The sequence below is a fragment of the Stakelama portus genome, from assembly GCF_003171655.1.
Classification (GTDB): Bacteria; Pseudomonadota; Alphaproteobacteria; order Sphingomonadales; family Sphingomonadaceae; genus Sphingomonas; species Sphingomonas portus.
The window spans coordinates 29,120-53,175 of sequence record NZ_QFZL01000009.1; the positions used below are offsets into that span (position 1 = coordinate 29,120).

Genomic DNA, 24,056 nt, shown 5'->3' on the forward strand with positions numbered 1-24,056 from the left:
CGTCAGAACGCGCCCACATCGAGGGCATCGAGCAGTCCCTCGCCATGCCGCGCAAGCGACGTGGTCGACTGCGTCAATGCGTCGGTATCGATCGAGCCGGTTGCGCCGAGATTGGTGATGAAGAATTTCCAGTGGCGATAATCGAGAAAGATCGCACCGATTCCCAGCGTGCCGATAACAAGCAGAATGTCGACCAGGATCAGCATGACCCAATCCTTTGTCCGCGCGTAAAAATGGAAATTCAGATCAGCCAGCGAGAGTTCGTCAACGGCTTCGCGGAAGAACTTGGCATAATAGGCCAACGCAATCAGTCCGAGCGCCGCGTAAATACCGATCGCCATGCCAACAAAGGCGAGTTGAGAAACAAGCGAGTCAGGATCGGGCGCTTCACCCTGCGGAGCGCCAGATTGCATCGCGACCATGACAGCGCCGAAAACGAAGCTGCCGATCAGCACCAGAATCGGAAAGAGGTAAAAAAGCAAAAAGCGCTTGAAGACATTTCTGTAATCGCCCGCCGCCTCAAAGCGGTGCGGCCCGAAGCTCATCGCGTTCCAGCGTTCGTTCCAGAGCGACATCATCGACCAGGGAACCAGCAGCCCCAGGAGAAACGAGCCGACAAAGGTTTTCCAGACATAGGACACACCATAACGCAGGCCGCTGTCTTCACTGCCGCCGCGAATGCCGTGCCACCAGGTCCGCCCGAGGCGGTAACGCACCGCGCGAAACCGTGCGAGACCGACCATGTAGAAAAGCAGCAGGAAGGCGAACAGCGCCGTTAACATCGCAAACAGGGGATGGCCGTGCAGGATCAACGCCTGAACACCGAAATTGAGGAACAGCACCGGCCCGCCGATCAACACCAGCGCCATGACGAAGCCGAGGAACAGCTCGAACCCCTTGCCGGTCCATTCCAGATGATCGTCGATAAAGCGCGTATTCTCCCAAAAATAGCGCCGCGACCGCGTCGTCGCCCAAAACCGGTAGATACCGAGCGTAACGATAGTCAGCAGTAAATTGGTGAACGCGATCGGCGCATATTCACGCCAGTTTCCTTCGAACGCGAAACCATCGCGTCCGACCTGATCTTCATCTTGCATTCTGCCCCCCCAGAACATGTGCTGAGCTTCAATAGATCAGCGCATTGCGCGCACCATCATCCACTTCCCGAGCATTACGCAATACCTAATCGGCATGGTGACGCGCGAAGATGTCTCGAATGCCTCGGCGACGCGCTACCCCCTTCCTATATCGCGCAGGTGCGGGCATACACCGCGCGCTTTCAACCCAAGCCATAGAGAAGGCCTTTCCCGTGTCCGACATGTTCCGCATTACGCTGCCCGACGGTTCCGTCCGTGAGGTAGCCCCGGGGACTACCCCGGCGGACATTGCCGCGGCGATCGGGCCGGGGCTTGCCAAGGCAGCGCTCGCCGCGCGTGTCGACGGTGAAGTGCGCGATATCATGCGCCCGCTGGAGGGCGACGCACAGCTCGCGCTGATCACCGCCAGGGACGAGGCCGACGCGCTCGAACTCGTCCGCCACGATTATGCGCACGTCCTTGCCGAAGCGGTGCAGGCGCTGTGGCCGGGCACGCAGATCACTTTCGGTCCCGCGACCGATGACGGTTTCTATTATGACGTGAAGGCACCCGACAGCCGCGCGCCCTTCTCGATGGACGACTTGCCCGCGATCGAGGAAAAGATGCGCGAGATCATCCGCGCCGACAAGCCGCTGATCCGGCAGGTGTGGAGCCGCGAAGACCTGATCGCCAAATGGGAAAAGGACGGCGAGACGTTCAAGGCCGAATGGGCGAAGGAACTGCCCGAGGGCGAAGATCTGACGGTATATTGGTCGGGTGAGGACTGGCTCGACATGTGCCGTGGGCCGCACCTTGCCTCGACCGGCAAGCTCGACCCGCAGGCGTTCAAGCTGATGCGCGTCGCCGGTGCCTATTGGCGCGGCGACCAGAAGAATGCGCAGCTGACGCGCATCTACGGCACCGGCTGGCTCAACAAGAAGCAGCTCGACGCGCATCTGATGCGGCTGGAGGAAGCGGCCAAGCGCGACCATCGCAAGCTGGGGCAGGAAATGGACCTGTTCCACCTGCAGGCCGAAGCGCATGGCAGCGTGTTCTGGCATCCCAACGGCTATGTCATCTGGCGCGAGCTGGAAGATTATATGCGCCGCGCGGTGAACGGCTCCGGCAGCAAGGAAGTCAAGACGCCGCAGGTGATGGACGCCCGCCAGTGGGAACAGTCGGGCCATTGGGGCAAATATCGCGAAAACATGTTCGTCATCCCCGACGAGACGCCGAACATCGAAGACGATGGCCCGATGGTGTCCAAGGACGCCGACTGGATGGCGCTCAAGCCGATGAACTGCCCGGCGCATGTCCTGATCTTCAAACAGGGGATCAAATCGTATCGCGATCTGCCGCTGCGACTGGTCGAAAATGGATGCTGCCACCGCAACGAGCCGCATGGCGCGCTGCACGGGCTGATGCGCGTCCGCCAGTTCACACAGGATGACGGCCATATCTTCTGCCGCGAGGACCAGATCGTCGCGGAAGTGCAGGATTTCTGCCGTCTGGCCGACCGGGTCTATAAGGATTTCGGCTTCACCTATGCGATCAAGCTGGCGCTGCGCCCCGAAAATCGCTTCGGCACCGAAGAAATGTGGGACAAGGCCGAGGCGGAACTGCGCGACGCCGTTGTCCGTGCCGGCATGGCGACGCAGGAATATGGCTGGGAAGAACTGCCCGGCGAAGGCGCCTTTTATGCGCCCAAGCTCGAATGGCACCTGACCGACGCGATCGGGCGGACGTGGCAGGTCGGCACGATCCAGTCGGATCGCGTGCTGCCCGAACGGCTCGACGCCAGCTATGTCGGCGAAGATGGCGAGCGCCATCGCCCGGTGATGCTCCACCGCGCGATCTTCGGTTCCTATGAACGCTTCATCGGCATCCTGATCGAACATTTTGCCGGCAAGCTGCCGACCTGGCTCGCGCCGGTTCAGGCAGTGGTCGCAACGATCGTGTCCGATGCCGACGACTATGCCCATCAGGTTGCCGACAAGCTGAAGGCCGCGGGCATTCGCGTCGAAACCGATCTGCGCAACGAAAAGATCAACTATAAGGTGCGCGAACATTCGCTGGCGAAGGTTCCGCAGCTGCTGGTGGTCGGCAAGCGTGAGGCCGACGAAGGCACCGTCGCCGTCCGCACGCTCGGCAGCCAGGGGCAGCGGATGATGTCGATCGACGAAGCGGTCGCCATGTTGCGCAGCGAAGCGACTCCGCCCGATCTGCGCGATTGATCCTGTCCGGCGGCTTGCAAGCGGGCCGCCGGATGCCGATATTGAGCCCTATGGTGCGGCAAACACGCCGCACCGCGCGTCTTTTTCGACACAATGTGGCGCTGACCGCTACCGGTCGGCGCCGAAATGCGTTATTCTGACATATTCGCAGTTTGTTTGAACGACCACAGGAGAGCTTCCTATACGACCCCCGATGCGGCGCCCCATGGCGCCCCCGCCGATGAACGGCCCTCGCTACAACGAATTCATCCAGGTGCCCAAGGTTCGCGTGATCGACCATGAGGGCGAGAATCTCGGCGTGATGTACACGCGCGAGGCGATCGAGCAGGCCGCCGAATACGGTCTCGATCTGGTTGAAGTGTCGCCGAACGCCGATCCGCCCGTGTGCAAGTTCCTCGACGTGGGGAAATATAAATACGAGGCGCAGAAAAAGGCGAATCAGGCGCGCAAGACTCAGCGGACGCAGGAGATCAAGGAGATCAAGATGCGTCCCAACATCGATGACCATGATTACGAGACGAAGATGAAAAACGTCCGTAAGTTCATCGGTGAAGGCGACAAGGTGAAGCTGACGCTCCGCTTCCGCGGACGCGAGCTTTCGCACGGTCAGCTGGGTATGCAATTGCTTCAGCGGGTTGCGGAGGACGTACAGGAAGAGGCGAAGGTCGAATCCTATCCGCGCATGGAAGGCCGCCAGATGCTGATGGTACTGGCGCCGAAATAAGCGCCGTATCACGGTTCAAAAAAAGCCCCTCGATCCTGCGATCGGGGGGCTTTTTTGTGCCTTGCCGCGCGCTGCGACTCTATTCGCCGTCGTGCCGGCGAAACCAGCCGCGGAGGATCGCCTCGGTCGCGATCGGGCGGTCGGTGATCATGCCGTGCGCGGCGCCCGGCACCACCGCCAGTTCCGATCCGGGCGTCTGACGCGCGAAATCCTGCACCGTGTCGATCCGCGCCTCGTCATACTGGCCGACCAGGAACATCGTCCGCGCGCCGTCGATTCTGGCGAGCAGCGGCACCGCGTCATAATCCTTGAGCGATCCGGTCGAGCGAAACTCGCTCGGGCCCCACATCGCGTTATAGATCACCGGATTGAAGCCATGCCCGCCGATGTTGCGGACATAGGCGATCAGTTCGGGACTGGCCGGTTCGCGGCGATTGAAATGGGCATAGAAGACTTCGGTCGCGGCATCGCAATCGGATGCGGGGGGCGGCGCCGTCCCTTCGCAGGCGGCGATCGTCGCCTGAACCGGCTTGGGCAATTCGGTGAGCAGCGCATTGGCGTCGGCAATCCAGCGCGGCGTGGAGATATAGGTCCCCGCCAGCACGCTCGAAGCCACATGCTCCGGATAGCGCGCGGCATATTCGAGCGCGATCGCCGACCCCCAGCTATGCCCGACGACGTGCCAGCGATCGACGCCCAGCGCCTGCCGGATCGATTCCAGTTCGGAAACGAAACGTTCGACGCGCCAGTTCGCCGGATCGTTCGGCCGGTCCGAACGGCCGCTGTCGAGCTGGTCGTACAGGATCACCGGCCGCTCGTCGGCCAGCCCCAGCATCGCGGCAAAGCCGTCATGGGTGCCGCCCGGGCCGCCATGGATGAAGACGACCGGGGTGGCGCCTTTGCCGATCACGCCGTTGACGCGCACATAGACGCGTCCGCCCTCCACCGGGACCATCAGCTCGCGATCGGGCGCGGCATAGGGTTGCGCCGAAACGGGCGCCGCTGCCTGCGCCCATGCCGGCGCCGAAAGGATTGTCGACAGCGCGAGCGACAGTGCCGCCAACAGCCGAATGGGAAATCTCACCAGTCACTCTCCCCGCATCGCTTCGAATCATGCCCGTGCCGGGCGCTATAGCCGTTCGGCCGCCGGTTTTCGAAATCGCCGCGCATGCGCCGCCACGGCTTCAGGCGCTCGCCGGCGGCTCCCATAATTCGATCGGATTGCCCTCCGGGTCGTGGATGCGCGCGAACCGGCCGGTTTCGGGCGAATCCCATTCCTCGCGCGTCGTGATGGCGATGCCCGACGCATTGAGCTGTTCGAGCAGCCCTTCCAGGTCATCGACTCGAAAATTGAGCATGAATGCCTTTTCGGGGGCGAAATAATCGCTGTCTGCTTTAAACGGCTCGAAAACAACCGGGCCGCCACGGATATTCCAGAACCATTCGTTCGTTTCGCCCTGACCATCGCCGCATCCCGCGCCGATGTTCAGATGTTCCCGATACCAGGTTCGCAACGCATCCGGGTCCTTCGCCCGGAAAAAGAAGCCGCCAAATCCCAGGACGCCCATTTCGTGAGTCTCCCCTTCTGCACGCCGTGCCATCCTAACCCGGATTGCGCCGCGTACCCATCCCCGACGCAACCCGTGTACAAGGCGCAGCAATGATCGATTCGCTCCTCGTCAAATTCGCGCTGATCGGCGTGATCGGTATCGGCGCGCAATGGGTGGCGTGGCGGACCGGTCGTCCCGCCATTGCGCTGATGCTGATCGCCGGGCTGATCGCCGGGCCGGCGTTGGGAATCATTGTCCCCGACCGCGATCTCGGCCCGCTGCAGGAACCGATCATCAAGCTCGCCGTCGCGGTGATCCTGTTCGAAGGCGGCCTGAGCCTCAATTTCCGGGATCTGCGCCATGCCGGCAATGCGGTGCTGCGGCTGGTGATTTTCGGTGTGCCGATCGGCTGGCTGCTCGGCACGATGGCGGCGCATTATGGCGGTGGCCTTCCGCTCGGCCTCGCCTCGCTGATCGGCGGCATATTGGTCGTCACCGGGCCGACGGTGATCGGGCCGATGCTGCGCACGCTGCGGGTGCCCGCGCGCGTTGCCGATACGCTGAAATGGGAAGGGATCGTCAACGATCCGATCGGCGCGCTGCTCGCCGTCGCGATCTTCGGCTATGTCGCGTTTGACGGGCCGGGCGCGACAGTCACCAATGTGATGCGCGACGTGGTGGCGGCGACGCTGGTCGCCGCGTTGCTGGGCGTGGCGCTCGGCTTTGCGATCACCTGGCTGTTTCCGCGCGGCTATGTTCCCGAATTTCTGAAGGCGCCGGTGCTGCTCGTCACGGTGATCGGCGGATTCGTGCTTGCCGATGTGGTGAAGCACGAAACCGGGCTGGTCACCGTTACCCTGATGGGCGTCGTCATGGCGAACCGGCCGGTGCATTCGAGCCGATGGTTGCGAAGGTTCAAGGAAGATCTTTCGGTCCTGCTGATCTCCGGCGTGTTCATCATCCTGTCGGCGACGCTCGATTGGCAGACGCTGTCGGCGTTCCGCCTGCAATTCATCGTCTTCCTGCTGTTGCTGCTGTTCGTCGTTCGCCCCGTGACGGTGATGCTCAGCCTCGCCGCATCGGACATGCCCTGGCGAGAGCGATTGTTCATCGCCTGGATCGCGCCGCGCGGTATCGTCGCGGTCGCGATCACCGGCCTGTTTGCCTATCGCCTGACCGATTATGGCATTCCCGGCGCCGACGCTTTGGTACCGCTCAGCTTCGCGGTCGTCATCACCACCATCTTCGCGCATGGCTTTTCGGCGCGCTGGGTGGCGCAGAAGCTCGGGCTCGATCTGGGCAAGGGCGAAGGCGTGCTGATCGTCGGCGCGAACGACTGGACCAACGCATTCGGCGGCTATCTGAAGCAGATGGGGTATAAGGTGACGATCGCCGACAGTTCGACCTTCGCGCTACGCGCGGCGCGACGCCGCGAGCTGGACGTGTGGCGCGGCGATATCCTTGAGGAAGTGAACGAGGACCGGCTCGATCTTTCCGAATATCAACAGCTGCTCGCGGCCACCGACAACGACGCCTATAACGCGCTGGTCTGCGCCGATCTCGGGCCAGAAATGGGCTTTGAAAAACTGACTCAGACCGCGCCGCAGGACAAACAGGGCTCGGTCCGCGCGCGCGCCCGCGTGCTGCTCGACAGCCAGCGCGGAGTCGAGGAACTGCAACGGCTGATCGGCGAAGGCTGGCAATTCGGCCGCACCCGTATCACCGAGAAGTTCAGCTTCGACGATTATCGTCAGCGGCTGGCCAAGGGCGCCGAAACCGTCGCGGTGCGCCGCGAGGACAATTCGATCGAATTCTTCTCACCCCAGCAAAAGCCGTGGGTCGAGGAAGGCGATGAAGTGATCAGCTTCGTTCCCCCAGAGCAACAGGCCGCGCAACAGGCCGTCCGCACCTCACGCAAGGTCGAGGAAGCCGCCGTGAAGGAAGGATCGGCCAAGGCTGCGGCAGCGAAGGCTGGTGACGAGCAGTCCTCATAATCCTGCGCAGCCGAACGATCAGAGCACGGCAGCACCCGCTGAAGCGGGAGTCGCCTCGCCCGCTTCCTGAGCCGCGTCGAGCAACCTGCGATCGAGCATGCGCAGGCGCGAAGTTGACGTGATCCGGTCGCCGATCAGGTCGGTGACATAAAATGTGTCGACCGCACGTTCGCCATAGGTGGCGACATGCGCCGAATGGATCGTCACCTTCGCCTGAAACAGCGCATGCGCCAGCCGATAGAGCAGCGCGGGACGGTCGCGCGCATTGACTTCGACCACGGTGAACCGGTTCGACGCCTTGTTGTCGATCAGCACATTGGGCTCGATCGTGAAGGTTTCGGCACGCGGATGCAGCAACGGCTTGGTATGCAGCCGCTCGGTCAGCTTGGCGCGATTGGCCAGCGCATCGGCAATACCCGTCTTCAGCCGGTTGATCTGGCTGGGATCGTCATAGGGCTGGCCGAACGCATCCTGGACGAGGAAATTGTCGAGCGCCATGCCGTCGCGCGTCGTGTGGATGCGCGCGTCGATGATGTTGCCGCCGGCAAGGTGGATCGCGCCGGCGATGCGATAGAAGAGGCCGGGATGGTCGGCGGCATAAATTGTGACAAGCGTCGCCGAACGTTCGGGATATACCTGCGCCTCGACGGAAAGGCCGGTTTGCCCCGCCCCTTCGATCTGACGGGCATTGCGCGCCAGCACGTCTTCGGGTTCCGCGATCCAATAGCTTTCGGGAAGCCGATCGACGAACGCGCCCATCCGGGCGGCGTCCCAGCCGAGCATCTGCGCAAGCGCCTCCTGCTTTGCCGCGATCCGCTCGCCGCGCCCCTTTTGCTTGTGGCCGAGCCGCAGCACTTCCTCGGCCGATTCATACAGGCTGGTGAGCAACTGGCGTTTCCAGCCGTTCCACACGCCCGGCCCCACCGCACGGATATCGACCACCGTCAGGATCAGCAGCATCATCAGCCGCTGCGGCGATTGCACCATCTCCGCGAAATCGAGAATCGTCTTGAAGTCGGAAAGGTCGCGTTTGAACGCCGTTGCCGACATCAGCAGATGGTGGCGCACCAGCCAGGCGACCGTCTCCGTCTCCGCGCCGGTCATTCCCAGCCGCGGGCACAGCCGTTCGGCAACTTCGGCGCCCAGCACCGAATGGTCGCCGCCGCGCCCCTTTGCAATGTCGTGGAGCAGCACCGAGACATAGAGCGACCGGCGGGCGACGACATTGTCGAAAATGCCGGTGGCGAGCGGGTGGTCCTCCGAAAGCTCGCCTTTTTCGATCCGGCTGAGCAGGTCGATCGCGCGGATGGTGTGCTCGTCCACCGTGAAATGATGGTACATGTCGAACTGCATCTGCGCGACGACCCGGCCGAAATCGGGAATGAACCGGCCGAAAACGCCGGCTTCGTTCATCCAGCGCAGCACCTTGGCCGGCTGGCGCGGGCTGGTCAGCACATCGAGGAACAGCGCGTTCGCCCGGGGATCGTCGCGGCATTCGTCGACCAGCTTTGCATCGCGCGCCGCCGCGCGCATCGCCAGCGGATGAATCTCGACCCCGTGCAGATCGGCGAGCTGAAAAATCTCCAGCAACCGGCGCGGCTCCTGAACGAAGAAATCGTCCTGCGGCAGCGCCAGGCGCCCGCGATCGAGCACGAACCCCTTTAGCTTTTTCGGGCTGCGGCGGATCGCCGGCAGGCCCATCCGCCGCCCGCGCGCGGCATATTTCTCATCGAGATGCGCCAGGAACAGGCCGGTCAGGTCGCCGACCTTCTTCGCCTGCAGGAAATAGAAGTGCATGAACCGCTCGACCTTCGATTTCCCCGGCCGGTCGGCATAGTTCATCCGGTCGGCGATCTCGCGCTGGAAATCGAAGGTCAGCCGGTCCTCGGCGCGCTTTGCCAGCACGTGGAGATGGCATCGCACCGCGAGCAGGAAATTCTCCGCCCGGCGAAACTGGCGATATTCGAGCGAGGTGAGCAGCCCGGCTTCGACCAGCTGGCCCGGTTCGCGCACGTCATAGGCATATTTGCCGATCCAGAAGAGTGTGTGGAGGTCGCGCAGCCCGCCCTTGCCTTCCTTCACATTGGGTTCGACGACATAGCGGCTGTCGCCCATCTTCTTGTGCCGCGCATCGCGTTCGGCGAGCTTTTCGGCAATGAACGTGCGCGCGGTGCCATCCTGCACCTCCGCGCTGAACCGGCGCGCCGCCTCGTCATAGACATCGGTATCGCCCCACACATAGCGCGCTTCGAGCAGCGCGGTGCGGATCGTGATGTCGCCCTTCGCCTGTCGCACCATGTCGTTGAGCGACCGTGTCGAATGGCCCACTTTCAGCTGCATGTCCCACAGCGAATAGAGCATCGATTCGACGACCTGTTCGGCCCAAGGCGTGACCTTCCACGGCGTCAGAAAACCGATATCGATGTCCGAATGCGGCGCCATTTCGGCGCGGCCATATCCGCCGACCGCGATCAGCGTCATCCGCTCCGCCGCGGTGCGGTTGTTGCGCGGATAGAGCCGTTCGACCGTGAAATCCCACAGCAGCCGCAGAATCTGATCGATCAGGAACGCGCCCGCCAGCGCAGTGACGATCCCGCGCGTCGGATTTTCGATCAGCCGCCGCTCGATTTCGGCGCGACCGGCGGCCAGAGCTTCCTTCAGCACAGCAGTCGCCGCCTGGCGCATTGCGGTCGTATCGCCGTCCTCAAGCTGCGCGAGCGCGTCTGCGACGAGCCGCCGGTCGACGATCGCGCGACGGTTGGGGACTGAATCGAAGCGGGAAGACATGCCAGCCGAGATAGGGCCAAGCGCGGCAAAGCACCACCATGGTCTGCATCGCCGCCGCTAACCCCGACCGCGCTTGTCCGACAGGTCGGCCGCCATCGCATCATCGGGGTGAAAAAACACTGTCCTACATATAACCATATAGGTTATTTCCGAGTCGCGGCCATATTCGGGAGAAGGACATGACGGTCGATGCGATGATCGACGCGCTGATCGCGCGCGAAGGCGGATATGTGAACCATCCGGCGGATCGCGGCGGCCCTACCTGCTGGGGCATCACCCAGGCGGTGGCGCGCGCCGAAGGCTATGACGGGCCGATGGCGACGATGCCCGTGGACCAGGCGGCAGCGATCTATCGCACACTCTATTGGCAACGCCCGGCATTCGACCGGATCGGCGCGCGTGCCCCCGCGCTTGCCGCCGAATTGTTCGACACCGGCGTCAATATGGGGCCGGAAATCGCCGCGGGATTCCTGCAACGCGCGCTCAACGCGCTCAATCGCAACGGCCGCGACTTCCCCGATCTGACGCGCGACGGCCGGGTCGGTGCACAGACGCTGGCGGCGCTCGACCATTTTCTCGCCACGCGCGGCGCATCGGGCGAAACCGTGCTGTGCAAGGCCGTCGATGCGCTGCAGGGCGAACGCTATCTCGCGCTCGCCGAAAGCCGCCCGGCAAACGAAGCCTTTGTCTATGGCTGGCTTGCCAATCGCCTGGACTGAAGCTCCGCGCCGCCGATCCGCGCAAAGGCGCGGGACGCCACAGCCATCTGCAACACCGACGGGCGACGCTACGCCCTTTTTTGAAAGGAGAACCAAATGGGTTTGCTTGAAGGGATATTGGGGCCGATCACCGGTTTGATCGACAAGATCATTCCCGACCCCGAGGCGCGTGATCGTGCGAAACTGGAACTCATCAAGCTGGAAGGCAGCCAGGAACTGGAAACGGTGCGGACGCAATTGTCGGCGATCGTTGCCGAGGCGCAATCGGCCGATCCGTGCACCAGCCGCGCGCGGCCGAGCTTCCTCTATGTGATGTACGCCCTGTTGCTATGGGCGATTCCGATGGGGCTGATCGCCGCGGTCCGGCCCGAAATGGCGACCGAAATCGCCAGGGGCATGAACGCCTATCTCGCCGGCATTCCCGAACCGCTCTATGCGCTCTTTGGCACCGGCTATCTCGGCTATACCGCCGCGCGCCAGTGGGGAAAGATCAAGGGCGTCGAGAAATAACCCTTAGACGAAGGGGATCAGCAGCAACGCCCAGGCGACCATGCCCAGGGGGAGCGCGATCAGGATACCGCGTATCGCGGCGCCTTCGCGCTCTTCCACGGCGGTGCCGTAATCGCCAAGCTGCGCCATGTCGCAATCCATCGCCATGGCACCCTGATCCTTGATCGCAAGCCACTCGTAAGACATCGAGCCTCTCCGTGTTCCGCCTGATCCCCCTTTCATTTTAGAGCGTGATTGCCCTGGGGATCGCGAACCAGCGGCAAATTATCATTCTGCGGATATGCCGCCATTCGGGTGGTATACGGATGGCGGGTAAAGATTTGGGTAACCCTGTGTGACAGGCATGGCGGAACGCGCTCCGGCAAAGCCTGAAGCCGCGCGCATATCCCTCTCCCAACGCTGCCCGGCGTTCGGGTCGCATGCCCGTTACGCGCGCTGCCGGAACGCCACTGCGGCGCCATGGATTTGCGAGAAGCGGGTCGCGATCCCATATGCGGCGCCATGAGCGACAAGTCAGCGGTGTGGCACGGCACCACCATTCTCTCCGTGCGCAAATCAGGCAAGGTCGTGATCGCCGGAGACGGGCAGGTCACACAGGGCCATACAGTGATGAAACCCAATGCACGCAAGGTGCGGCCGCTGGGGGACGGCAAGGTGATTGCGGGCTTTGCCGGCGCCACTGCCGATGCCTTTACCTTGTTCGAACGGCTCGAGACCAAGCTCGAGCGGCATCACGGCCAGTTGCTGCGCGCCGCCGTCGAACTCGCCAAGGAATGGCGCACCGACAAATATCTGCGTAATCTGGAGGCGATGCTGATCGTCGCCGACAAGGATGTGACGCTGATCATCACCGGCAATGGCGATGTGCTCGAACCGGTCGAAGGGATCGCCGCGATCGGATCGGGCGGCAATTATGCGCTGTCGGCCGCGCGCGCGCTGGTCGAATATGAACCCGACGCCGAAACGCTGGCGCGCAAGGCGATGAAGATCGCCGCCGATATCTGCGTGTACACCAACGAAAATCTGACGGTGGAAATCCTCGACAGCGACAGCTGATCGGGCGACTTCGAATGTCGGTAGGATGCAGGGCCTTCGCGGCCCTGTACCCGCTGCCGCCTAGGTCGGCGGCAGCCGGTCGCGCACTTCGCCCAGACGGTCGTGGATTTTGTACAGGAGAATCATCAGTTCGCAGCAAAGCCGCCAGAAGATGAGTGCGGCGATCATGCCGCCCGGAACCGCGATAATGCCGACAAGGAAGATCGTCGGCGAAAATCGCGTCATCGCAAACAGGCTGACCAGCTCGACCAGACCAAATGCGACGATCGCCACCAGGCCGATATGATAGAGTATCCTGATTAGCGCCGCGCCGATCATGTCGTCGAAACTGACGAATTCCTTAAGCAAATCCCGCACAACATCCCCCTGATCATCGGCGAAAACACGACGATACCCCCCGAAGGGCGCATGTGAAGAACAGTCGGACCGCCAACCGCTCTATGAACAGCCCCGACGCGCGCATCGCACGACAAGCCCATGCAAATCACGCAAATATTTCCCCGCGGCCACGCGCGTGCGCAAGCCAGAAGCCGGAATGGTCCGGCTACGGCTTGATCGGCGGGCAGGCGACCCAATATCGGCGGGCATGATCCAACCGGGCGGCATCGCGCCCACCCCTCTCCCAAGCAAAAGCGAATGAACGACAACCTTACCCCCAAAGCCATCGTCTCCGCGCTCGACGCGCATATCATCGGTCAAAAGGATGCCAAGCGCGCGGTCGCCGTGGCGCTGCGCAATCGCTGGCGTCGGCAAAAGCTCGCCGCAGATCTGCGCGACGAAGTGACGCCCAAGAACATCCTGATGATCGGCCCGACAGGCTGCGGCAAGACCGAGATCAGCCGCCGCCTCGCCAAGCTGGCCGATGCGCCGTTCGTCAAGGTCGAAGCGACCAAATTCACCGAAGTCGGCTATGTCGGCCGCGACGTCGAACAGATTGCCCGCGACCTGGTCGAGGAAGCGATCCGGCTGGAAAAGGATCGCCGCCGCTCGGCAGTGAAGGACAAGGCCGAGGAAGCGGCGATGAACCGCCTGCTCGACGCGCTGACCGGCAAGGACAGCTCGACCGCAACCCGCGAAGCGTTCAAGCAGCGGTTCGAGGAAGGCATTCTCGACGACAAGGAAATCGAGATCGAGCTGGAGGCGGCCCAGCAGATGCCGTTCGAAGTCCCCGGCGGCGGCGCGCAGATGATCAATCTGGGCGAGATGATGGGCAAGGCGTTCGGCGGCCCGCCGCTCAAGCGGCGCAAGCTTTCGGTGCGCTCGGCCTGGGAAAAGCTGGTCGATGAGGAAGCCGAAAAGCGGCTCGATCAGGACGAAGTCAGCCGCATCGCCATCGCCGATGCCGAAGCCAATGGCATCGTGTTTCTCGACGAGATCGACAAGATCGCGGTCAGCGACGTGCGCGGCGGATCGGTGAGCCGCGAAGGCGTGCAGCGCGATTTGCTGCCGCTGATCGAAGGGACCACCGTCGCGACCAAATATGGGCCGATGAAGACCGACCATATCCTGTTCATCGCGAGCGGAGCCTTCCACGTCGCCAAGCCCAGCGACCTGTTGCCCGAATTACAGGGCCGGCTGCCGATCCGGGTCGAGCTCACCGGGCTGACCGAAGAGGATTTCGTCGCGATCCTGAGCGACACCAAGGCCGCGCTTCCGCAGCAGTATAAGGCATTGATCGCCACCGAAGGCGTGACGGTCGATTTTACCGAAGACGGCATCCGCGCCGTGGCGAAAATCGCCGCCGAAGTGAATGCCGAGGTCGAGAATATCGGCGCCCGTCGGCTGCAGACGGTGATGGAAAAGCTGCTCGAGGAAGTCAGCTTCGACGCCGAGGACCGTCAGGGCGAAACGCTGACGATCGACGCCGCCTATGTCGAGAAACAGCTTTCGAGCATCGCCCGCAACACCGATCTCAGCCGCTACGTTCTGTAGCAAAAGGCAGCGGCGCCGGCGGCGTTCCGTCGGCGCCGCGCGCGCTTATTCCGGGCGCGAATATTCGGTGAAGTCGCGCAGCGCACAGGTGCCGGTCAACATGCCGCCCGTACGCGAACGGGTGCGCACGATATCGCCCGAGCAATAGCTGCTGCTGACGGTGGTTTCGAACACCAGCAGATCGCCGCTCGCCGCCCCCGGACAGCCGGTGGCGTCGGTGACGGCAACCTTGTTCCGCCCCTGGACGAACAGGAATTTGCCCGCCGCCGAATCGACGCGATTGACGCGGACCTTGTCGATGCAGCGGCGCGTCTCGCCCGGCTGCATCCCTTCCAGCGCGGCGGCAAGCTTCTGTGCCTGTCGCTCCGAATAGGTGGCATTGCCTTCAACCGGCGTGCACGCCGCGACAAGCAGCAGCGGAAGGGAAAATGTGATGATACGCAACATGGCTCAACTCCCTGACGATCGACTCGGACTCGAACGGCTCTACCCTTTGAAATTATCCTTGGCTTCGCGAAGTTGCGCCAGTGTTTCGACACTGTCGGCGCGCAGGAAGGGATTGGTTTCCAGTTCGATCCCGATGCTGGTCGGCACCGTGGCATCGCCGACGGCGCGCATCGCATCGACTGCCGCCATGCGATCGAGGATCGCCTGATTATCGGGTTCGGCCACGCGCGCAAATCGGCCGTTCGATTGGGTATATTCATGCGCGCAATAGACAGTGGTTTCGGCGGGAAGCGCCGCCAGCCGCCGCATATTCGCGAACATCTGCGCCGCGGTACCTTCGAACAATCGGCCGCAGCCCATCGCGAACAGCGTGTCGCCGATGAACAACGCCCCGCAATCGGCGAAATGATAGGCGATATGCCCGGCGGTATGCGCGGGCACTTCCATCACCGTCGCTGTCGCGGTGCCGAGGCGTACGACATCGCCTTCGCCGACCAGCCGGTCAGCGGTGGGAATACGCTCCGCCTCCGCCGCCGGAGCGATCACGGTCGCACCGGTCGCTTGCTTGATCGCGGCATTGCCGCCGGTGTGATCGGGATGCCAATGGGTGTTCCAGATCGCCGAGATGGCCCATCCGCGTGCATCGGCCTGCGCCAGCACGGGATCGGCGAGCGCGGGATCGACCACCATCGTTTCCCGGCTTTCCGGCTCGTGCACCAGCCAGACATAATTGTCGTTCAGAACCGGGATGCGGACGATTTCCATGGGTCTCCTCCTCTGACGGCGACACCGGTCTAGGGAAGATTGCGCCGCGAAGCCACCGGCAGCATCGCGACGCTTTTTTGCGCCCATGGATCGCCGCGCAGTGCATCCGAAACGGCGTAAGGTTAACCGATCGGAAAGTAGTGTTGCGTACCCAGTTCGCGTGCGCCCTATACCGTTTCTCCTTGCAGCATTGCTGCTCATCCTCTGCGGAGCGGGCGTCGCGCCCGCCCGCGCGGAAACGCCGATCGCGCGCGCCGGATGCGGGGTCGCTACGGGGCTCGATGCGACGCTGGCGGACGCGCTGCGGCAAGCGGCCACCGCTTCCTGCACCACCCCGGGCAGCAGCCGCGGCGCGCGGCAATGGACCATCATCGATTTCGACGGTCCGGTGAGCATTGCCCGATCGGCAGTGCTGCGCACCAAATTCACCGATTTCTCGTCCGTCGCCGTGCATATCCAATATGCCGACGGACATTGGGCCAATCGCCAATGGGGCAGCGATATCGCCCAGCGCAACTGGCTAGCCGGGGGCAGAGTCGTTCTGCCGCTGTTGACCGAACACGCCCCGGTGCGGCGGATCGTCGTGTCGGTCGACAATGCCAATTCGGCGGACATGCTGACCAATCTGACGGTGGTCGGCGGAAGCTCCGTGGCCGAACATGGCTATGATGCCGCGTTGCTGTTCGCATTCCTCTGTGGCCTGGTGGCGATCCCGATCCTTTATGATCTGGCGTTTCTGTTCGTGCTGCGCGAACGGTTTCTGGTGTGGCACATCGCCATGGCGGCGGGCACGCTTTCCTATATCTTCGTATCCTCGGGACTGGTGGTCGTCGCTTTTCCGGGAATTTCGACAGCGCTTCGCTCGCAGCTGCTGATCTGGACATTCGTCCTCGCCATTGCCTCGGCGATGCAGTTCGCGGCGCATTATCTGGAGGAAAAGGGACTTTCCCGCGTGATGCGGCGCCTGTTGCACATCGCCTCGCTCTGGGCGCTATGTGTCGGCTGCGTGCTCAGCTTCGGGCATTTCAGCGCCGTCGGGATCTTCGATCTGGTGCACGATATCGGCCTGGGCATGGTGCTGGCGACGTGCATCGCGGCGCTGGCACATGCGCTGATCCGCGGCAGCCGCCCGGCGCGCTTTCTCGCTGCGGGGTGGAGCCTGACGATCCTCTTCTTCTTCGACCGGCTGCTTCGCGCGTTCGAACTCTATTCCGCGCCCGACTGGATGACCTATGCGGTCTATTTCGGGCTGGCCTTTGAAACCGTCGTCACGGCGCTGGGTGTCGCCGACCGCTTCCTGGCCATTCGCCGCGACCGCGACCGCGCGCGAGCGCTCGCCCGGACGATGGAGCATCTCGCCGACACCGATCCGCTGACCGGTATCGGCAACCGGCGCGCGCTGGAGCGGCGCTTCCGCGATGCCCCCCGCCCCACTGCGCTGGCGCTCATCGACCTCGATCATTTCAAGCATGTCAACGACCGCAACGGACATGATGTGGGCGATCTGGTGCTCAAGGCTGTGGCGCGGGCGCTCAGCACCATTCCCCGCCATCTGGCGGGCCGGATGGGCGGCGAGGAGTTTGCGCTATTGCTGTACGGCACCGATCCCCGGGCCGACGCCGAACGCCTGCGTCAGGCGATCACCAGCCATGTCGCGCGCGAAGTGCCGGGGCTCGAAACGCCGGTCACCGCCAGCATGGGTCTGGTCCAGCTTGCCGGCAACGACGTGTTCGAAACGGCGTTCAAGGCCGCCGACCGGCTGTTGTACGAGGCGAAGGCGAGCGGGCGAAACCGCCTGATTGCGGGCGATTCCGCCGGCGTGGCGCACGCAAAACCGCCACGCCGCCACGCCGCCGCCTGAGCGCGACTGCCGCGTTACCAGCTGCCGGTGTTGGGCATCGACGCCCAGGGCTCGGCCGGTTCGAGATGCCCGTCCTGCAGCAATTCGACCGAAATCCCGTCGGGCGTGCGGACGAACGCCATATGGCCGTCGCGCGGCGGGCGGTTGATCGTCACGCCCGCATCCATCAGCCGCTGGCAAGTCGCGTAGATATCGTCGACGCGATAGGCGAGATGGCCGAAATTGCGCCCGCCCGAATATTCCTCGGGATCCCAATTGTGGGTCAGCTCGACTTCGCCTTCGTCGCCCGGCGCGGCAAGGAATATCAGCGTGAACCGCCCCTTTTCATTTTCCATCCGGCGCCGTTCCTCCAGCCCGATCAGGTTGAAAAAGCGGATGGTGGCATCGGGGTCGGTCACCCGGATCATCGTGTGGAGATATTTGGTCATCACTGGTCCTGCGTATCGGTAGGAGTATCGAATTGGGCGAGCGCCTGTCGGGCGGTGGCGGCACGCGCGGTGCCGGGTGCCAGCGTGATCACGCGCTCCCATGCGGTGCGCGCGCCATCGGCATTGCCGCTGACCGCTGCGATGTTGCCGAGTTCGAGTTGCACGGCGGGATCGTCGCCCGCCAGCCGCACCGCCTCGGCAATATCGCGATGCGCGCGCGGCAGATCGCCCATCCGCCGCGCCAGCGTGGCCGACAACAGCCATGCGAACGGGTCCGCAGCCGCCAGCCGCACCGCGATATCCAGATCCTCTCGCGCGCCGGCTTCATCGCCGCCGCTCACCCGCGCGCGGGCGCGATCGAGATGCGCCTCGCCCAGCGTCAGCCCTTCGAGCTTTTGCTTTGCAATCGCCTTGTCGAGCGCGGTCAGCGCGCGATCGGGCACGCCTTCGGCAAGCCAGGCATTGCCGGCCAGCGCCCAGAGATTGGCGGCGCGGACATCGTCCTTATCCTCCGCTTCGGTCGCGGCGGCGGAAAAGGCAGAAGCCGCATCGCGCCAGCGCTGCTGGTTGGCGAGCGCAAGGCCCAGACATTCGCGCGCCTGATAGCCGCCGCCATCGACGATCCACTGATTGGCGAGCGTTTCGCCCTGGCGGGGCGCATTGACCGCCGCGCGTTCGCACGCATCGCCGCGATCGGAAATCGGCAATGTCGGCCCCGCGACCTGCGCCGCCAGCATCAATGCGAACATGTTGTCACCACATCCTCTACCGCGCGCCGGATCAGCGCAATGTCGGGCTCACGCGACAACCGATGATCGCCGTCCTTGATCAACAGCGTCTGGACATCGTCGCCGGTCAGCAATTCGGCCAGCTTCAGGCTGCGCTCCCATGGCACATCGGGATCGCGCTGGCCGTGGAGCAGCCGCACCGGCCCGGAAAATTCAATCGGGGCGATCATCACGCGATTGGCCTCGCCCGAATTCCAGAAATCGCGCGTCGTGATCGTCGGCTGGTCGCCATAGTCGCTATGTTCGGCGATCCGCCCTTCGCGCAGCAGCGTCAGCTTCTTTTCTTCCGAAAAGCCCCAGTCGGTGAAATCGGGCGCGGCGGCGATGCCGACCATGCCGGCCACCCGTTCGGGACGCGCCAGCGCGATCAGCAGCATCAGCCATCCGCCCATCGACGATCCGACCAGCACCACCGGCCCGGAAACCAGCGTATCGATCAGCGACAGCGCATCGTCGCGCCATGTCACGAGCGTCTGGTCCTCGAACGCGCCCGGGCTTTCGCCGCATCCCGAATAATCGAACCGCAGAAAGGCGCGTCCCGCCGCCTTCGCCCATGTCTCGAGCGCCACCGCCTTCGATCCGCTCATGTCGGACGCATAGCCGGGCAGAAAGACGATGGTCGGCCCGGTCCCTTCGCTCAGATGATAAGCGAGCGTGCGCGCCACCGGCGCGGTGTGAGTCTCCGTCATGCCCCGGCCTTTAACGCTGGGGCGTGGCAGGAGAAAGGCGGCGGCGCGACGCCATGGGTTACAGGCTCGCCGCGCCGAACGTGTCGCACTTGCCCGGATCGCCGGTGTCCAGCCCGCGCTTCAGCCAGCGCATCCGCTGTTCCGAAGTGCCGTGGGTGAAGCTGTCGGGCACCACCCGGCCCTGCGCCTGTCGCTGCAGCGTATCGTCGCCGATCGCATTGGCGGCGGTCATGCCTTCCTCGATATCGCCCGGATCGAGCCGCCCCTTGTTCTGCGCGGCCCAGACGCCGGCAAAACAATCGGCCTGCAATTCCAGCCGCACCGACAGCGCGTTCGATTGCGCCTCGCTCGCCTGTGCCTGCTGGCGCGACACTTCGGTCGAGGTGCCGAGCAGATTCTGGACATGGTGGCCGACTTCATGTGCGATGACATAGGCCTGGGCGAAATCGCCGCGCGCGCCGAAACGCTTGGCGAGTTCATCGAAAAACGCCGTGTCGAGATAGACGCCCTGATCGGCGGGGCAGTAAAACGGCCCGACCGCCGAACTGGCATAGCCGCATTGCGATTGCGCGCCGCCGGTGAAGAAATTGATCGTCGCCGGACGATAGGTCCGCCCCGCCTGCTGGAACAGCGCGCTCCAGGTCTGTTCGGTGCTGGTCATCACGCGGCACGCGAACAGCCGTTCCTCGCTGTTGCAGGCCGCCGATCCTTCCGCACCGGCGCTGCCCACCTGCGCGCTGGGGCCGGTGCCGCTCGACGGGACGAGCGATCCCAGCCCGCCGCTGAAATAGGCATAGGCGGCAATGCCGATCAGCACCAACGCCGTCCCGCCGCAGCCCAGTCGTCCGAGCAGGAGCGGCAACAGGCCGAGCAGCCCGGCGCCACCACCACCGCCGCCGCCACCGCCGCGTCCCAGATCGCGCGCATTACGGGTGGGATCGAGATCGTCGAGACGCATCGGCCGGCATCCTGTTTCGTTGGTTCCCCGCAACAATGCGCGAAACTGCCACATGTTGCACGCGCTGTCGGCATTGCCCCGGGACAATCGGAGCCGCAGCACGATTTTCCTGCTTCCAACCGTTGATGCAGCGCACAACAAACGCCATCTATCGGCAATGGCAGATGCCGAGCCCCATCCGCGGCGCCATAGCCGCACCGCCGCAATGCCGCTGCCCGATTGCGTGGCGCTGGTGCTGCAGGGCGGCGGCGCGCTTGGCGGGTTTCAGGGCGGCGTGATCGAGGCGCTGGACGATGCCGGGATCGCGATCGACTGGGTTGCGGGCATTTCCATCGGCGCCGTCAACGCAGCGATCTTTGCCGGCAATCCCCCCGAACAGCGCGTGGCAAAGCTGCGCGAATTCTGGGATCTGGTGACCGGCGCGCTCCCCGATTTCCAGATCCCGCTCGACGACCGGCTGCGCGAATGGGTGCATGAATGGTCGGCGGGCGCAGTGCTGGTCGGCGGCGTTCCGGGCTTTTTCCATCCGCGCCCCGTGCCGCCGGTGATGGCGCTGCCCGGCACGCTTCAGGCGCTCAGCTTTTATGATTCCGCGCCGCTCGCCCAAACGCTCGACCGGTTGATCGACTGGGATCTGCTCAACGACGGCCCGGTCCGGCTGTCGGTCGGCGCGGTGAACATCGAAACCGGCAATTTCCGCTATTTCGACACTGCCGAAGAGCGGATCGATGCGCGCCATATCATGGCGTCGGGCGCATTGCCGCCGGGCCTGCCGCCGATCGAGATCGACGGCGAATATTATTGGGACGGCGGCCTGGTGTCGAACACGCCGCTCAGCCATGTCCTCGACCATCAGCGCGATCCGATGCTGGTGTTTCAGGTCGATCTGTTCGCCGCCGCGTCGGGCCGTCCGCGCACGATCATGGACGTGATGGCGCGCGAAAAGGAAATCCGCTTTTCCAGCCGCACGCGGCAGATCACGTTCGAACGGCTGCGCCTGCGCCGCGAGCGCGAGGCGATCCGCAAGGTTCTGGACAAGCTGCCCGCCGATCTGGCCGACGATCCCGATGTCGCCGCGCTGCGCATCGCGGCCGAGGAAAAGCCGGTCAGCCTGGTCCACCTCATCTATCGCGCCAATGCGTGGGAGGGCGGCAGCCGCGATTTCGAATTTTCCGCCCGCACCCTGCGCGAACACTGGCATTCGGGCGCAGCCGCCGTCGCCGAAACCATGGCCAATGCCCGGTTGATCGCCAGCAATATCCTCGACGGAAAATCCGCCGCGTTCGACCTTACCCATCGTTGATTTCACGAAAGAACGGAGTGTTCCCATGTTTCTGAAAGGCAAGTCGGCCATCGTAACCGGTTCCACCTCCGGCATCGGCCTCGCCTATGCCCAGGCGCTGGCAGCCGAGGGCGCTTCGGTGATGATCAACGGGTTCGGCGACGCCGACGATATCGAAAAGGAACGCGCCGCGCTGGCCGAAAAAAGCGGTGCCAAGGCGCTGTACGATGCCGCCGACATGACCAAGCCCGATGAAATCTATGCGATGATCGATCGCTGCCACAGCGAACTGGGCGGGCCCGACATCGTCATCGCCAATGCCGGTATCCAGCATGTCGACCCGATCGAGGATTTCCCGATCGACAAGTGGAACGCGATCATCGCGATCAACCTGTCCTCGGCCTGGCATCTGATGCGCGGCGCGGTGCCGCATATGAAGGCAAAGAAATGGGGCCGGATCATTTCGACCGCTTCGGCGCATTCGCTGACCGCCAGCCCCGGCAAATCGGCCTATGTCACGGCCAAGCACGGCATCGCCGGCATGACCAAGACCGTCGCGCTGGAAACCGCGACCGATGGCATCACCGTCAATTGCATCTCGCCCGGCTATGTCTGGACGCCGCTGGTCGAAAAACAGATCCCCGACACGATGAAGATGCGCGGCATGACGCGCGAGCAGGTGATGAACGACGTGCTGCTCGCCGGTCAGCCGACCAAGGAATTCATCAAGCCCGAGGAAGTCGCCGCGCTGGCAATCTATCTCTGCCGCGACGAAGCTTCGGGCATTACCGGCGCCAACCTGTCGATCGACGGCGGCTGGACCGCGCAATAACGTCCGCGTTGCGATGGGCGCGGTGCAGGCGCCGCGCCCATCGCATAGCTGACAACCCCGCCGGAGCGTCGGTTATTCGCCCAGCATCTCGGTAATGACCAACGTCACCGGGACTTCGCTGCCCGATTCCAACGTACCGACATAAATGTCGTAATAGCCGCTCTGGGGATTGCGGAAGTGGAAGATGGGATCGCCGTCTTCGAAACTGTCGTCGTCGCAATACCATTCCCCATCGGGGCCGTTGATCGCGATGGTGGTGTCGGCACCATCGCCGATCGCACCGATCGACAGCGTATAATCGCCGGCGGTATAATCGAGCGTCACATCGGGCGCGTTCGCGATGAAACCGACACAGGCGCCGCCCAGCCGTTCGGCATTGATGTCGCCACCGGCGATCATCTGGACCTGATGCGGGTCTTCGTCGAATCCGGCCGATAGCGTCACGGATTCGAATGTGGGATCGAGGCTGACATCCTGCGCGGCGGCGGGCGTGGCAAACGCGGCGGCGAGCGCGATAACAGCGATAGTGCGAATCATGGAAAACTCCCCCTTCTCCGGCGAAGCGAAGCGCCTCACTCGACTTGTCTTATGAATTGCACAGCCTGTCACCAGGATTAATGCAATCGGGCCCCGGCCGGAGCCGGAAGGCCGCACCGGGCATCCCGATTGACGGGCAATTCCATTCTCCCCCACCGGGGGACTGGACCGCAGCCCCATAGCGCGCGACAAGGGTGCGCGGCACGCAGGGTTCGGGAGAAGCGTTTTATGGTCTGGAAACCTGCACTTGCCGCCGTGGCGGCGCTATCGACTGCCTCGTGCGGCATCTATCGCCAGATGTATGCGCCGCCCGCGCAAATGGGCAGCGACTGGCGTCAGGTCGCGACCGACACCGATCGCGATCGGCTGCGCCGCTGGCATCTGGCATGGGACGAAGCGCTCCCCGCCGCCCGCGCCGCCGATCCCGCCGGCGTGGCAGCCGCCGGGGCGTTGCTCGAACCGGACCGGGCATTGCCCGGCGCGATGCCGCCGCCGGGCAGCTATCGCTGCCGCACGTACAAACTGGGCGCGGCCGGCCCTGCCGCGCGCGACTTCACCGCCTATCCCTGGATGGAATGCCGGGTCTTTTTCGAAGACGAAGTGCTCAGCCTGCACAAATTGTCCGGGTCGCAGCGTCCGGTCGGGCTGTTGTTCCGCGATCGCGATGCGCGCGCGATCTTCCTCGGCACGCTGGTGCTGGGCGACGAAAACGCACCGCTTCGCTATGGCGTCGATACGACGCGCGACATGATCGGCTATGTCGAACGCGTCGGGGATGCGCGCTGGCGGCTGGTGCTGCCCTGGCCCCGCTTCGAATCGAAGCTCGACGTGATCGAACTCGTTCCCGCTTCCTGATCCCGCAAATATTCGGCCCGATCGCGCGCTTG

24 protein-coding genes are annotated in these 24,056 nt (G+C 63.8%); 11 read left to right on the plus strand and 13 right to left on the minus strand.

Features of this window, described 5'->3' with window-relative positions; genetic code table 11:
- Positions 1–2 precede the first annotated feature (2 nt).
- Entirely contained in the window at positions 3–1,115 is a 1,113-nt protein-coding gene (locus tag DKB74_RS17780) for a YjgN family protein (RefSeq protein ID WP_239987593.1), read from the minus strand.
- 203 nt (positions 1,116–1,318) lie between these two features.
- Here DKB74_RS17780 and thrS point away from each other — a divergent pair, with 203 nt between their 5' ends.
- Positions 1,319–3,310, plus strand: a complete 1,992-nt coding sequence (gene thrS / locus DKB74_RS17785; RefSeq protein ID WP_420822424.1) for a threonine--tRNA ligase — start codon at positions 1,319–1,321, stop codon at positions 3,308–3,310.
- Positions 3,311–3,515: 205 nt separating this feature from the next.
- Entirely contained in the window at positions 3,516–4,034 is a 519-nt protein-coding gene (gene infC, locus DKB74_RS17790; protein ID WP_109809548.1) for a translation initiation factor IF-3, read from the plus strand.
- A gap of 79 nt (positions 4,035–4,113) precedes the next feature.
- Here infC and DKB74_RS17795 read toward each other — a convergent pair whose 3' ends face one another.
- The gene (locus DKB74_RS17795) at positions 4,114–5,118 is read right to left on the minus strand and encodes a proline iminopeptidase-family hydrolase (RefSeq protein ID WP_239987594.1); all 1,005 of its coding nucleotides are present in this window, start codon (positions 5,116–5,118) and stop codon (positions 4,114–4,116) included.
- Positions 5,119–5,218: 100 nt separating this feature from the next.
- Positions 5,219–5,602 (minus strand): VOC family protein, encoded by a 384-nt coding sequence (locus DKB74_RS17800; RefSeq protein ID WP_109809606.1) that lies wholly within the window; start codon positions 5,600–5,602, stop codon positions 5,219–5,221.
- 92 nt (positions 5,603–5,694) lie between these two features.
- On the opposite strand from DKB74_RS17800, the gene DKB74_RS17805 reads away from it, so the two are divergent.
- Entirely contained in the window at positions 5,695–7,578 is a 1,884-nt protein-coding gene (locus DKB74_RS17805; RefSeq protein WP_109809549.1) for a cation:proton antiporter, read from the plus strand.
- 18 nt (positions 7,579–7,596) lie between these two features.
- Here the strand turns inward: DKB74_RS17805 and DKB74_RS17810 are convergent, their stop codons facing one another.
- Complete coding sequence (locus DKB74_RS17810; RefSeq protein WP_109809550.1) at positions 7,597–10,365, minus strand: [protein-PII] uridylyltransferase; 2,769 nt, start codon at positions 10,363–10,365, stop codon at positions 7,597–7,599.
- Positions 10,366–10,544: 179 nt separating this feature from the next.
- Here DKB74_RS17810 and DKB74_RS17815 point away from each other — a divergent pair, with 179 nt between their 5' ends.
- Both DKB74_RS17815 and DKB74_RS17820 read left to right on the plus strand, forming a co-directional pair.
- On the plus strand, positions 10,545–11,084 hold the full coding sequence (locus DKB74_RS17815; RefSeq protein ID WP_109809551.1) for a glycoside hydrolase family 108 protein: 540 nt from the start codon (positions 10,545–10,547) through the stop codon (positions 11,082–11,084).
- Positions 11,085–11,180: 96 nt separating this feature from the next.
- Positions 11,181–11,594, plus strand: coding sequence for a holin family protein (locus DKB74_RS17820; protein WP_109809552.1), 414 nt, complete (start codon positions 11,181–11,183; stop codon positions 11,592–11,594).
- Between the two features lie 3 nt (positions 11,595–11,597).
- Here the strand turns inward: DKB74_RS17820 and DKB74_RS17825 are convergent, their stop codons facing one another.
- Positions 11,598–11,780 carry a hypothetical protein gene (locus DKB74_RS17825; protein WP_109809553.1) on the minus strand — a complete coding sequence of 61 codons (183 nt, stop codon included), beginning with the start codon at positions 11,778–11,780 and terminating at the stop codon, positions 11,598–11,600.
- A gap of 315 nt (positions 11,781–12,095) precedes the next feature.
- Here DKB74_RS17825 and hslV point away from each other — a divergent pair, with 315 nt between their 5' ends.
- On the plus strand, positions 12,096–12,650 hold the full coding sequence (gene hslV / locus DKB74_RS17830) for an ATP-dependent protease subunit HslV (RefSeq protein ID WP_109809554.1): 555 nt from the start codon (positions 12,096–12,098) through the stop codon (positions 12,648–12,650).
- Positions 12,651–12,710: 60 nt separating this feature from the next.
- Here hslV and DKB74_RS17835 read toward each other — a convergent pair whose 3' ends face one another.
- Positions 12,711–13,007, minus strand: a complete 297-nt coding sequence (locus DKB74_RS17835; RefSeq protein WP_109809555.1) for a DUF4282 domain-containing protein — start codon at positions 13,005–13,007, stop codon at positions 12,711–12,713.
- Between the two features lie 279 nt (positions 13,008–13,286).
- On the opposite strand from DKB74_RS17835, the gene hslU reads away from it, so the two are divergent.
- A complete protein-coding gene (gene hslU / locus DKB74_RS17840; RefSeq protein ID WP_109809556.1) occupies positions 13,287–14,582 on the plus strand; it encodes an ATP-dependent protease ATPase subunit HslU in 1,296 nt (431 codons plus the stop codon).
- Positions 14,583–14,627: 45 nt separating this feature from the next.
- On the opposite strand, the gene DKB74_RS17845 is transcribed toward hslU, so the two are convergent.
- Complete coding sequence (locus DKB74_RS17845; protein ID WP_109809557.1) at positions 14,628–15,029, minus strand: hypothetical protein; 402 nt, start codon at positions 15,027–15,029, stop codon at positions 14,628–14,630.
- Between the two features lie 39 nt (positions 15,030–15,068).
- Entirely contained in the window at positions 15,069–15,794 is a 726-nt protein-coding gene (gene gloB / locus DKB74_RS17850; protein WP_193504504.1) for a hydroxyacylglutathione hydrolase, read from the minus strand.
- Between the two features lie 190 nt (positions 15,795–15,984).
- Here gloB and DKB74_RS17855 point away from each other — a divergent pair, with 190 nt between their 5' ends.
- Positions 15,985–17,655 (plus strand): GGDEF domain-containing protein, encoded by a 1,671-nt coding sequence (locus tag DKB74_RS17855; protein ID WP_161956907.1) that lies wholly within the window; start codon positions 15,985–15,987, stop codon positions 17,653–17,655.
- Between the two features lie 14 nt (positions 17,656–17,669).
- Here the strand turns inward: DKB74_RS17855 and DKB74_RS17860 are convergent, their stop codons facing one another.
- From DKB74_RS17860 to ypfJ, 4 genes are read right to left on the minus strand one after another with little or no spacing between them, the layout of a single operon-like run.
- Positions 17,670–18,083, minus strand: a complete 414-nt coding sequence (locus tag DKB74_RS17860) for a VOC family protein (protein WP_109809560.1) — start codon at positions 18,081–18,083, stop codon at positions 17,670–17,672.
- Positions 18,083–18,832, minus strand: a complete 750-nt coding sequence (locus DKB74_RS17865; protein WP_109809561.1) for a tetratricopeptide repeat protein — start codon at positions 18,830–18,832, stop codon at positions 18,083–18,085. Before DKB74_RS17865 ends, DKB74_RS17860 begins: the two co-directional genes overlap by 1 nt.
- Complete coding sequence (locus tag DKB74_RS17870) at positions 18,820–19,560, minus strand: alpha/beta fold hydrolase (protein ID WP_109809562.1); 741 nt, start codon at positions 19,558–19,560, stop codon at positions 18,820–18,822. The genes DKB74_RS17865 and DKB74_RS17870 overlap by 13 nt, the downstream gene beginning before the upstream one ends.
- A gap of 58 nt (positions 19,561–19,618) precedes the next feature.
- Positions 19,619–20,518, minus strand: coding sequence for a KPN_02809 family neutral zinc metallopeptidase (gene ypfJ / locus DKB74_RS17875; RefSeq protein ID WP_109809607.1), 900 nt, complete (start codon positions 20,516–20,518; stop codon positions 19,619–19,621).
- Positions 20,519–20,675: 157 nt separating this feature from the next.
- Here ypfJ and DKB74_RS17880 point away from each other — a divergent pair, with 157 nt between their 5' ends.
- Positions 20,676–21,821 carry a patatin-like phospholipase family protein gene (locus tag DKB74_RS17880; protein ID WP_109809608.1) on the plus strand — a complete coding sequence of 382 codons (1,146 nt, stop codon included), beginning with the start codon at positions 20,676–20,678 and terminating at the stop codon, positions 21,819–21,821.
- A 25-nt stretch (positions 21,822–21,846) separates the two neighbouring features.
- Complete coding sequence (locus tag DKB74_RS17885; RefSeq protein WP_109809563.1) at positions 21,847–22,632, plus strand: 3-hydroxybutyrate dehydrogenase; 786 nt, start codon at positions 21,847–21,849, stop codon at positions 22,630–22,632.
- A 72-nt stretch (positions 22,633–22,704) separates the two neighbouring features.
- Here the strand turns inward: DKB74_RS17885 and DKB74_RS17890 are convergent, their stop codons facing one another.
- Positions 22,705–23,169 carry a peptidase S1 gene (locus DKB74_RS17890; RefSeq protein WP_109809564.1) on the minus strand — a complete coding sequence of 155 codons (465 nt, stop codon included), beginning with the start codon at positions 23,167–23,169 and terminating at the stop codon, positions 22,705–22,707.
- 228 nt (positions 23,170–23,397) lie between these two features.
- On the opposite strand from DKB74_RS17890, the gene DKB74_RS17895 reads away from it, so the two are divergent.
- The gene (locus tag DKB74_RS17895) at positions 23,398–24,024 is read left to right on the plus strand and encodes a DUF4893 domain-containing protein (protein ID WP_109809565.1); all 627 of its coding nucleotides are present in this window, start codon (positions 23,398–23,400) and stop codon (positions 24,022–24,024) included.
- The last annotated feature ends 32 nt before the right edge of the window (positions 24,025–24,056 follow it).